We start from the raw sequence: 10,750 nt of genomic DNA on the forward strand, positions 1-10,750 counted from the left end.
GGGAAACCCTATCGCTTTGCTTATTCAATTTCTGTTGGAAATGAAGGTGAGCCAGTAGATAATATTAATTTAAAAGCCAATAATTTACTGGTTCATGATTTACTCAAAGGTGAATCCTATAAGCATTCATATGGTGATGATTATTTTACTGGCGAAGTGATTTTTTTGCCAAAACAATCTGAGAGTGAAGAGGGTGATGGTTGGTTAATTTCGTATATCCATGCTTTAGACGGGATAAAGCCAAGTAAAGTAGTAATACTCGATTCTAAAAAAAATTGGGCAAGAGCCTCAAGCTACTATTGATCTGCCTGTACGAGTGCCTTTGGGTTTTCATGCAAATTGGGTGGACGAATAGAAATAGAACTATTTTTCTGTGCATGTTGTTTACAGGGTGCGCAGTTAATCTGATCTGCAATGTTGAACATGTTTTTGCAGAGAAAGCCTCGCTAAATATCGATTATTGGCGGGGCTTTTTACTTTGTGTGTTAAGCTGATCTTTATAATTATATGGATTAGTACAATGTTCATTTGCATTGGTGGTGATTTAGACGGTGAAGTTGTTAAGAACCGTGAAGGTACGTACTTAGAAGCCAGTGAAATAGATTCAAGTAAACAATCAACATACAACCGCCAGAGCTATATTATTGGTGAAAATACATATCGATTTTGGCTGTGTGCGGAGTTGACCTATGCTGAGACAACAAAAATAGCGAATGATTACTTAGCGCAAAAACATCCATATCTTTCATAATTCGGTATTAAAAAATAAGCCCGCCAATTTTGACGGGCTTAATCTATCTAGGGTGAGTCGGCTAAATACTGGCTAACTAAAAACAATTAAAAAAGCCCCTCATATCTGAGAGACTAGTCATATCAATTTTCTGGAATGAATGGCTGTAATTTCTTAAATAACTAAACAAATCAAATTGATAAAAGTAGTTAATAGTATAATAAATCAGTGCACTAATTTATTCTTTATAGTAGCAGAGCCTCAAAACAACTTCCAAGGCACTGTTAATAAGAAATTATTTGTTATTAGGATCAGGTTGTTCATTATTCTCAGGCAGATCTTTTACGGTGCCAGGAACTTGTGAAGGCTGAGTTTCTGTAGGTGGTGTTGCTGCAGAATGCTTATTCACTTTAGCTTTGATGATATTGGCGTGGTTAGTTGTATTTTGAGAAAAACTTTTAAAACCCGACATTTTTATCTTCTTATCTTCACTAGGGAGAATTCATAGTACGCTTTAAAAGCCTTTACATTGCGGTAGTTTTAAGACTTATGTGTGTTGATTTGTCCTAGAAAAGATCTTTATCTCGATGACTTATTTCATAAATAAAATCAATTATATATAACCTGTTGAGTCTTATCCTTTAAATTTTGAAATTACGTTATCCAACTTTCAAGTAGGAGTACATAAAGCACACATATATAAATTTTCTCAAGGTATGGGATTAATAAAGTTTTAAAAATTAATTCAATCTAGTTGCCTACAAAATATTGGTAGTATAAAAATATTGTTGGGCATAATATGTATGATTAAATTGGAGCATATTAATGCTAAAAGACATTACAATTATTGATTTCCAAGGTAAAGAAAAAAGAGCGCAGGCAAACTATACAGAAGTAAATACTAATAAAATCAATCATTCATCTAGAGTTCAGAGACCCAAAGTTGAATATATTTTGTTAAAAGGTGAATGTATTTACCCTACTTTAAATTTGGTTTTCAACAGTTCCGATGGCAACAGCTATTATATAGAATAAACATGACCCACTTCGGTGGGTTTTTTAATAGTTGATTTTAATTTGCCGAACTTCTTACAGCCCACGACGCCTGCTTTGATTTGGTCTTGGCGGAGGTCTCTTTTTTTGAACATTCGTGTTCATAGTGGAGAAATTTAAAGATATTTAAATTTATCATAGTGTTAATATAAGCAAGTTTAATATTAATTAACTGTTATATGGATAATATGTATAAATTGCATAAGAATGAATCTCCGGAAATGATTCTAGCTTTTGAGAAAGCTATAAGTACATTTAAATATTTTTGGCGAGAACTCTATTGGGAATATCGACGAATTGTTCCTGCTCTAGAACTGGCTTATGTGAAATGTGCATTTACCCAAGAAAACCTTGAGGATAAAAATCAACCTTTGATTGAGTATATGTGGATTGATCAAGTTAATTTTGATGGGAGTACAATTTCAGGGACTTTGTTAAACCAACCTTATATTATTGATAATGTGCAAGCTGGTGAGACTATAAGGCTTCAATTTGAGTCCATAGTTGATTGGATGTTTTTATCTAATGGCACTGTTCATGGTGGGTTTACGATTCAAGAATATCGTAAAACTTTAGATGCAGTAAATCGTAAAGAATATGATGAGGCGTGGGGGATTGATTTTGGCAATCCTGATGAAATTTTTCTAGTTTATGATCAGAAAAATTGTCCCGAAAATCTAGACGAACATCCCATGTGTAAGAGTATTTTGGATCAGTTCATAAATATTACAAATACAGACCCTACAATTATTACTGAAAAAGATGAAAGTGGTAATCAATTATTACATCGTGAAGTTATAGCGGGTAATTATTTATTTGTTCAAGAACTGTTAAGGTTGAATACTAATAAGTTAGAAGTGAATAACCAATCAATGACTCCTTTAGATTTGGCTCATAAAATGGGATGGAGCAATATTGTAAATTTACTTAATTAGCTTTGATCCAAACCCTCTAATGGAGGGTTTTTTAATGAGTGAAATTTATGAAAAATAAAGTCAGCTTTCAAGTCCTAATAAGAATTAAGTAAAGATTTAAAAGCTATTTGGATTAAAATTAATATAAATGATTGAAGTTTGATAGAATATTTTTTCCTAAAAATTGACAAAACAACATGTTTATAGAATTTAAAGATTTGAAGAAAAAACGAAACATCGCTTTATTAACTGTAATTTTTCTTATTTTTGGTGGGGCATATTTCATTATTAATAATAAGGGAAATATTCAAAGAGTTGAATCAGTGATATATGCAGATAAAACGATAAATGAGAAATTTGGAGAAATTAAAAGTTATAGTATCAGTAGTTTTGGATCGGACCATTATTCTATCCCTAAACGCCCACTTTACACTTATAAAGTTGATATAGTTGGCGCGAAGGCTGATGGGGTAGTTAAAATTGATATGAGGAAAGATGAAAAACAGCTTAAATATCTTTATACAATTAAAATTACGGATGAAAGTCCTCATGGTTTTCGTATAAGGATAGGAAAACATTGATTCATCATATTTTGCTGTTTCTTGAACTTAAAAGCAGCTAGTTTCCTGATACAGCTATCGCTGTTTTTAGCACATTATTGATCATGAGATCGAGTTCTTCATTATTCAAATGACTAAATTGTCCTTCAATAATTAAATAGCTTAGACCATGAACCATTCCCCAAGCTAATCTTGCCATGGTTTGACTCTGGGCAGCATCGACGGGGGCATCAAATGCTGTTGCCGCTGCGTATACCATTCCTGTATAGAATAAATTTGTCATAGATTTTAATTTTTCATCATCTTGAGCGACAGTAAACTGGCTATACATCAGTCTAAATAATGATGGATTTTTAATAGCAAAATATATGTATTCTTTCCCCGAGTTTAAAAAACCGTCTTTGGGATTGGTTGCATTATGAATAGCATGCGCCTGAGCTTCTATTAATTGTTCAAATCCATATATGGCTAAAGCGGTCAGTAGTTCTTCCTTATTTGCAAAATGTCTGTAAACCGCATTGGGTGAGACTCCAATCATGCGGGTCAGTTCTCGCATACTAAAATCAACGCCCTGACTAGACTCTAATAATTGTAAGCCATTAATAAGTAAAGCTTCTCTTAAATTACCATGATGATAGCTAGAAGTTGGATTTGTGTTCAATGTTGACACTATACACATCCTCGTGTAGTTTTAATTATGTATACAGTGTATACATTCGTTGATACATACTGGAATTATACAAAAAATTAATCAACAGGTAGGATGTAATCGAATGAACAGGACAAGTATCCGTAATGAAATTGTTAACAATAAGCTGGTTTCTTCCGTAGTAGGGAAGTTTCTGAGTTTCCATCAAAGCCGAGTTCCCTATAGCCCAGATAATCCTTTTCTTGTAGGTCCCTTTGCGCCAGTTACTGAAGAGGTTTTTTCAAGTGATTTGGTTGTGCATGGAGAAATACCATCTTCATTAAATGGCATTTTGTTAAGAATGGGTCCAAATCCATTAGAAGTTGAAAACCCTGCAAACTATAATTGGTTTATGGGCGATGGGATGGTACATGGTCTAAGGTTAAAAGATGGTCAAGCATTATGGTATAAAAATCGATATGTAGGGACGCATCACATACATAAAAAATTAGGGCGAGAGAAAATAAAAGGTGAGCCTCGAGGTCCAGTTGATGTTGCAAATACGAATATTATTGGTCATGCAGGAAAGATCTGGACAATAACAGAATCGGGGCCGTTTCCAGTCGCTTTAGACAATGAATTAAATAGTCTTAAATATGGATTATTTAACAGTAAAGATAATTATCCTTTTACAGCTCATCCTCATGTTGACCCAGATACGGGAGAGTTACATGCGATTTGCTATGATGCTTTACTGCCAATGCAAGTCTATTATCAGGTGATTGATCAATCGGGCCAAGTTAAGAAGCGGGTCAGTATCCCTGTTAAGCATGGGCCAATGATGCATGATTGCGGTATGACAAAAACTAAAATGCTAGTTCTGGATTTCCCTGTAACTTTTTCAATCGAGAGAATGTTACAAGGGATGCAATTGCCCTATTCATGGAATGAAAAGCACCCTGCGCGAATAGGTGTCTTACCAAAAAATGGTGATGCACAGGATATAAAATGGTTTGATGTAGATCCATGTATTATTTTTCATTCATTTAATGCATACGATCTTGAAAATGGCGATATCATTTTTGATGCTTGCGTTCACACCAAGACTTTTACAGAGTCTATTCAGGGGCCAGTAGATAAACAGTTCATCCAGTTTGAAAGATGGACTCTGCAATTTGGTACTCAAACTCTAAAACGGGAAGTAATTTCAAAAATTCCTCAAGAGTTCCCTCGTCTAGATGAACGTTTTGTTGGGAAACCCTATCGCTTTGCTTATTCAATTTCTGTTGGAAATGAAGGTGAGCCAGTAGATAATATTAATTTAAAAGCAAATAATTTATTGGTTCATGATTTACTCAAAGGTGAATCCTATAAGCATTCATATGGTGATGATTATTTTACTGGCGAAGTGATTTTTTTGCCAAAACAATCTGAGAGTGAAGAGGGTGATGGTTGGTTAATTTCGTATATCCATGCTTTAGACGGGATAAAGCCAAGTAAAGTAGTAATACTCGATTCCAAAAAAATTGGCAAAGAACCCCAAGCTACTATTGATTTACCTGTACGAGTGCCTTTAGGTTTTCATGCAAATTGGGTGGATATTTAAAAAGATAGTTTAATGTGCATTCTGCTAACTGCTAAAAGAATGCACAATTTATAGAGTTAATAAGAATTCTCTTTCAGTGAAGGTGAGTTGGCAATGCGTGCCATTAAATGCCCTGCTGCGATTAACAATGTCTGCTCTTCGGCGGTGAGACATTGTTCCATTGCATTAGAGAGCCAGGTTTCACGTCGTGCACGGCTTTCATGTAGTAGGCTCAAGCCTTCTTGAGTTAATACTACCCTGATCTTACGTCGATCCTCAGCATCAGGTATACGTTTCAGCAGACCATCGGTTTCTAGAGTACGTAGTGCAGCGGCCAGATTGGAAGAACGCATACCTTCAGATTCAGCCAGCACCGAAGGGGTTGCCATCCCGCCATGGCGATCGATGGCACCGAGCAGAAGCAGCTGGGCCCAAGATTTTTCGTCACTACGTGCTTCGCGCCGCATACGTCGGACCAAGGACATCAACTGCGTACGTAACTGTGTTATTTCTTCAGGATTCTTCTTCATCTTTATTTATAAATAACTATATCTATTCATATTTTTGCACCACGGGATTGTGTGGTCAACTTAAATTGGTAAAACCGAGAGTTTAGCTTTATTTATGAGCGCGAGTTTTGAAAGCAATGACGACATGCAGCAAAAAAACAAACAGCAGACCGATGCCTCCTCCCAGTAACACATTGAGCACCCGTTCTGCGGCAATATCGGGAGTTTGGCCAACTACTATCATCGCACTGGCGATGCAGGCACAGCGAGCACCGAAGCCCAGTATATAGTGTGAGAAAGACACCAATGTGAGCATAGCGGTAATAGTTAAAAGCTCATACATCAGCAGGCTGTGTGGCATAGCATAGCCTAGCAGCATGCCAAGCGGTACGCCAACCAAGGCTCCCGCTCCACGTTGATACAACTTCTGGCGTGCTGTTGCCATGTCACCGGTTACTACGCTGGCGGCTGACCAGATCACCCATTGACCATAATCCAGTTGGCGCCACTCGACAATTGCTGCAGCTAACGCCACTGCGAGGCACACAGCCACCACAGCTTCGCCATATACAGCTCGCGTGCCGAGATCACCGGTACGATGCAACCTAAATATATGACGCAAACGGTGGCTGGTTTGTATATGTTCAACAAGTGAGATCACTGACACTGGCAGCACAGCAACCATCAGAAAGGGCAATAGCACAAGAGCATGCTGGGAGTATTGCGCTGGGGCGATTCCTTCCGCAGTCTCACATGCTAGATAGAGCGCAGGAATAAACGTGAAGTTTCCAAGAGACCTCAGCTTGCCGCCATAAGCAGACACTCCCACCGCCGCAGCGGCGGCCAGTGCACAGACCAGTACAAAAATGACGGGTTGGCCCATGGCGAACAATAACGCTAGAAAGACTAGCAGAAAGGCTAGGGCTTGGCATGCTACACCGAGCGGCGCTAACTCGGCTCTTTCATAAGTGATGAATAGTGAAATGGTCAGGATAGAAGCTTTCAGCCAATTGGTGTCACCCGTCAGTAATGTGAGTGCTAGTAAAGGCGCTAACACCCACGCCGCACGTTTTAACGACTGCAGATCAATTTCTGATGTTAATGCTGATAGCATCTGATGCATCAACGACCCTTTAGATCTTCTAGAGTGACAATTTCGGCGATGTGGGCAAGTGTCTCCATCGATATCTGATGCTCTTCTAGCGTGGCAGCCGCACAAGCCTCTTCTAGTACCAATACTTGATAATCTCGATCATGCGCGTCGCGGACCGTGCTTTGTACCGCCCAAGTACTGCTGACACCACAGATAATCAACCGCTCGATACCTCGCGCTCGCAGCGCCGCATCAAGGTTGGTGCCATAAAAGGCACTAACACGTGGTTTGATGATTACTAATTCTCCCAATTCAGATGCCAGATCGGGATGAAACGCTGTGCCAGGCTGATCTAGTGCTAGGGCACCGAATTTATCTACTTGGCCAAACATGCGTGAGTGTTTGGGCTGGTCAACATAGCCAGTGGCAAAGCCAACCTTGACCAGAATGCGTAGCCAGTCCTTCTGTTGTGCCAGCGTCAATGCTCGATTGGCATGGCTGATGACATTGCGTTCCAGCACTTGCTGTGCTGAGCGTGCAATTTTTCCTTCAGGATGTGAAATATCTAAAATGTAGTCAAGTGCGATCAGAGCAGTATTCACAATGTATGGCCTCTGGTTGATGACATAAATTGGCAGCCTAAAACGGCATTTATCTATAATAACATAGCTATATTATTATAGTAAAATATCACCTGTATCTCTTAAGAAGCCATAACGCGCCAGCGCGTGATCCTTGAGGAACTTCAATATGCAAGTAATTAGGTATTTTTTACTTTAAATTTAAAATTTAAAAATACAGATGTGTACCAACGAAGTTAGCGTATATGTCTGATATGGAGGTATGTTTAAATGACCTTTGAAGATGATTGGAGAAGGTGCTAACTGATTTATGAATAAGAAATCTCTTTCTGTTGTTTTAATTCCTGGCTTTATGCTTGATGAGTCTCTCTGGAATGAATTGGTAAATGCCCTGCCTAGAGAATGGAAAATATTTCGTGCTACTTTAAAAGACGGATGCACAATAAAGGAAATTGCTCAAAAAATTGCTGAAAATGTGCCTGAAAACTTTGTACTGATTGGGTTCTCACTTGGGGGGTATATTGCCAGATCTATAGCGGAACAATTTCCTGAAAAAGTTAAGGCACTCATCCTAATAGCATCTTCACTACGCCCTGATAGTGAGGAACAAAAAAGTCAAAAATTAACTGCTATTCGACTTAATTCTAAAGAAACTTTCCGTGGGCTGAGTTCGATCTCTATTGCGAAAACGCTTCATCCATCAAATGCTCAAAATCGAGATCTTGTGAAAAGAATTCAGGAAATGGGTAATAGATTAGGCTATGACGAGTTTATTAAACAGTCTATGTTGGATAGAAGTTCATACGATATGAGCAAGATAATATGTCCAACCTTAATTATTTCTGGTAGTGAGGATCAACTTCGTTCTGATGAGGAAGCAATAGAATTATTAGATCAATTACCATATGCAAAGCATGAGATGATTAATAATACTGGTCATATGATTCCAATTGAACAAGCTGACATCTTGGCTTTAAAGATTTCAAATTGGTTAGTTGAAAAGGAGCTCTGGCAGGGAGAGGGTAACTTTGAAAATTAAATTTTCAATTTAAACGAGCTTCATCAGAGTTAAATTATTGTAAAGCTATACTAATAAGTTATTATTTTTTTGTTTGGGAAAATATATGGACTCTAGCTTATCTATCTCACGACAGTATCTAAATAAAATTGGATTTCATAGAAACGTATCTTTAATATTTGATGATCTTTCAGAAATTCTAAACTTACATATTGAAAGTATACCTTTTGGCAATTTAGATGCATTTTTAGGAAATGGTATACTGGTAGATGTTGAGCAAGTCGCGAAAAAACTTTTAGATGACGAAAGAGAAGGGTATTGTCTTGAACAAAATGTGTTAACTACCTATGTTTTAAATGAATTAGGGTTTGAAGCATTTAATCTTTTAGGAAGGGTTTATTATCAAGGCACACACGCAGAAGCTCCTATAAAAACACACCTACTTACAATCGTTAACTTAAATAATGAGTTTTTTTTATTTGATCCAGGCTTTGGAGGAATGACCCCAACCGGTGTTTTATCACTGAGTAAGATAAATGAAGTTCAAAATACTCCTTATGAATCATTCCGTTTGGTTGATGTCCGCAATTCAGGGGTTGCCGAGTCAGCACTTCTTGGAATGAAATTTATGTTACAGGTTTATATAAAGGATACTTGGATAAATGTATATGCATTCAATCCAGAGCATAGAATTGCGCAGTCTGACATCATTACAGCTAATTGGTATATTTCTACTTCACCACAATCTTTGTTTACTCAAAATTTAATGTTTTCAGTTATTCATGAAGGTAAAAGAAAAACTATAAATAACAATGTTATGAAGGAATATTCAAATACTGGGCTTCATAAGAAAACATTGATTAGCATTGAAGATTATAGAAAGTGCTTTAAAGAAAATTTTAACTTAACCATTCCTGATGAAGATTTAAATCTATTGTTAAAGAAACTTGGGGATAGGCTAGAGTAAGAATAAATAAATTGGGTCAAAGTCGGACTTGATGGCCAAAATCCGGCTTTGAAGTTTAACTTTTCAGAAGAAGTGCTTTTAAACTAATTGATGTGACTATTAAACCAGTTTGTAACATGCCCTACAGTTCTGTCTACTACGTCTGGCTGTTCATAATACTGGAAGTGATTTGTACCATTTTCCCAAATTAATGCTTTATCAGATATTGGAATAGAGTCGTAATGTCTACGAGCAGCGGCTGGGTTCATACAGGTATCTGAATGAATGATAAGAGCTGGCTTTGTCAGTTTAGAAACGCCGCTTACAGTAGAGTAAGAAAAATGATCAAGGTCACTCATGACAGCATATTGGTTTTCCCAACCTTTTAATGTCCATGGGCCATACCAACTCCATACTAAAGGTCCCGGCAGCCCTGCATTTGAACCACTTATTCGATCGCCAAGATCGGGGGAGACAAGAGGTTGGTAAATGACTTCACCTGTTGTTTCATAAAGATCTTTTGCTTCTTGAGCGCGTTTTAGTCGCTTTTGTAGGAGTGCTTCACGTTCTTCAATTGAAGGAGCGGTGGCTGTATCAAAAGGATTTTCAGTTACCCCCGCAGCTATCATAAATAAATCAGTCTCGGTATCACGATAATAACCTGTAACCGATACAACAGCTTGAACCCGATCTTCATAGGATGCAATATCAAGCATTTCCGGCCCACCTTGGCAGACTCCCAAAAGGTAAATCTTGCTTGTATCTACATCAGGTCGCGTGAACATGTAGTCAATAGCTGAAACAACATCCTCATTCTTCATTTTTGGGTTTTCAAGACGACGAGGGATTCCTCCGCTTTCACCCACAGTTCGTGGATCAAAGGCTAGAGCCAAATAACCTTCATCAGCCATTCTTGTTGCATATTGTGTGGGTGCTTGTTCTTTTTGAAAAGAATAAGGACCTAAGATAATTACTGTAGGGAATGGTCCGTTACCAAGAGGTTTATAAATATCACCAACGACTTGATCACCATAAGAATCAAAAGATACTTTTTCTTTAGTGTAGTTACCATGTTTCGACATGATCGTTACTCATTATTAATGATGTACTTTGATTCTAAAAGTAGAATATTA

15 protein-coding genes are annotated in these 10,750 nt (G+C 37.5%); 8 read left to right on the plus strand and 7 right to left on the minus strand.

Annotated features, from left to right (window positions below):
- On the plus strand, window positions 1-303 hold a 303-nt coding region (locus tag RMB13_RS00280), incomplete at its 5' end, for a carotenoid oxygenase family protein (RefSeq protein ID WP_311084081.1).
- Here RMB13_RS00280 and RMB13_RS00285 read toward each other — a convergent pair.
- A complete protein-coding gene (locus RMB13_RS00285; protein WP_311084082.1) occupies window positions 297-425 on the minus strand; it encodes a hypothetical protein in 129 nt (42 codons plus the stop codon). The genes RMB13_RS00280 and RMB13_RS00285 overlap by 7 nt on opposite strands.
- Window positions 426-520: 95 nt before the next feature.
- On the opposite strand from RMB13_RS00285, the gene RMB13_RS00290 reads away from it, so the two are divergent.
- A complete protein-coding gene (locus tag RMB13_RS00290; RefSeq protein WP_311084083.1) occupies window positions 521-751 on the plus strand; it encodes a hypothetical protein in 231 nt (76 codons plus the stop codon).
- 274 nt (window positions 752-1,025) lie between these two features.
- Here RMB13_RS00290 and RMB13_RS00295 read toward each other — a convergent pair whose 3' ends face one another.
- Window positions 1,026-1,202, minus strand: coding sequence for a hypothetical protein (locus RMB13_RS00295; protein ID WP_003652272.1), 177 nt, complete (start codon window positions 1,200-1,202; stop codon window positions 1,026-1,028).
- Window positions 1,203-1,555: 353 nt separating this feature from the next.
- Between RMB13_RS00295 and RMB13_RS00300 the strand changes: the two genes are divergently transcribed.
- The 3 genes from RMB13_RS00300 (at window position 1,556) to RMB13_RS00310 (ending at window position 3,278) form a co-directional block, all read left to right on the plus strand.
- A complete protein-coding gene (locus RMB13_RS00300; RefSeq protein WP_004643165.1) occupies window positions 1,556-1,765 on the plus strand; it encodes a hypothetical protein in 210 nt (69 codons plus the stop codon).
- Between the two features lie 239 nt (window positions 1,766-2,004).
- Entirely contained in the window at window positions 2,005-2,718 is a 714-nt protein-coding gene (locus RMB13_RS00305; RefSeq protein WP_311084092.1) for a DUF2314 domain-containing protein, read from the plus strand.
- Window positions 2,719-2,894: 176 nt separating this feature from the next.
- Window positions 2,895-3,278, plus strand: a complete 384-nt coding sequence (locus RMB13_RS00310) for a hypothetical protein (RefSeq protein ID WP_311084084.1) — start codon at window positions 2,895-2,897, stop codon at window positions 3,276-3,278.
- Window positions 3,279-3,315: 37 nt separating this feature from the next.
- On the opposite strand, the gene RMB13_RS00315 is transcribed toward RMB13_RS00310, so the two are convergent.
- Window positions 3,316-3,927, minus strand: coding sequence for a TetR/AcrR family transcriptional regulator (locus RMB13_RS00315; protein WP_311084085.1), 612 nt, complete (start codon window positions 3,925-3,927; stop codon window positions 3,316-3,318).
- A gap of 103 nt (window positions 3,928-4,030) precedes the next feature.
- Between RMB13_RS00315 and RMB13_RS00320 the strand changes: the two genes are divergently transcribed.
- On the plus strand, window positions 4,031-5,491 hold the full coding sequence (locus tag RMB13_RS00320) for a carotenoid oxygenase family protein (RefSeq protein ID WP_281831221.1): 1,461 nt from the start codon (window positions 4,031-4,033) through the stop codon (window positions 5,489-5,491).
- Between the two features lie 56 nt (window positions 5,492-5,547).
- On the opposite strand, the gene RMB13_RS00325 is transcribed toward RMB13_RS00320, so the two are convergent.
- From RMB13_RS00325 to RMB13_RS00335, 3 genes are all read right to left on the minus strand, one after another.
- Window positions 5,548-6,000, minus strand: a complete 453-nt coding sequence (locus RMB13_RS00325; RefSeq protein ID WP_281831219.1) for a MarR family winged helix-turn-helix transcriptional regulator — start codon at window positions 5,998-6,000, stop codon at window positions 5,548-5,550.
- 88 nt (window positions 6,001-6,088) lie between these two features.
- Window positions 6,089-7,102 carry an FUSC family protein gene (locus RMB13_RS00330; protein ID WP_311084086.1) on the minus strand — a complete coding sequence of 338 codons (1,014 nt, stop codon included), beginning with the start codon at window positions 7,100-7,102 and terminating at the stop codon, window positions 6,089-6,091.
- Window positions 7,102-7,674: an isochorismatase family cysteine hydrolase gene (locus tag RMB13_RS00335; RefSeq protein ID WP_311084087.1), complete on the minus strand. Its 573-nt coding sequence runs from the start codon at window positions 7,672-7,674 to the stop codon at window positions 7,102-7,104. The genes RMB13_RS00330 and RMB13_RS00335 overlap by 1 nt, the downstream gene beginning before the upstream one ends.
- 289 nt (window positions 7,675-7,963) lie before the next feature.
- Here RMB13_RS00335 and RMB13_RS00340 point away from each other — a divergent pair, with 289 nt between their 5' ends.
- Together RMB13_RS00340 and RMB13_RS00345 are read left to right on the plus strand one after the other, a co-directional pair.
- Window positions 7,964-8,692, plus strand: coding sequence for an alpha/beta hydrolase (locus tag RMB13_RS00340; RefSeq protein WP_311084089.1), 729 nt, complete (start codon window positions 7,964-7,966; stop codon window positions 8,690-8,692).
- A gap of 85 nt (window positions 8,693-8,777) precedes the next feature.
- Window positions 8,778-9,638, plus strand: coding sequence for an arylamine N-acetyltransferase (locus RMB13_RS00345; protein WP_311084090.1), 861 nt, complete (start codon window positions 8,778-8,780; stop codon window positions 9,636-9,638).
- 83 nt (window positions 9,639-9,721) lie between these two features.
- Here RMB13_RS00345 and RMB13_RS00350 read toward each other — a convergent pair whose 3' ends face one another.
- Entirely contained in the window at window positions 9,722-10,699 is a 978-nt protein-coding gene (locus RMB13_RS00350) for a CocE/NonD family hydrolase (RefSeq protein ID WP_311084091.1), read from the minus strand.
- Between the last annotated feature and the right edge of the window lie 51 nt (window positions 10,700-10,750).

It is taken from the genome of Acinetobacter sp. V102_4 (assembly GCF_031799005.1).
Lineage (GTDB): Bacteria > Pseudomonadota > Gammaproteobacteria > Pseudomonadales > Moraxellaceae > Acinetobacter > Acinetobacter calcoaceticus.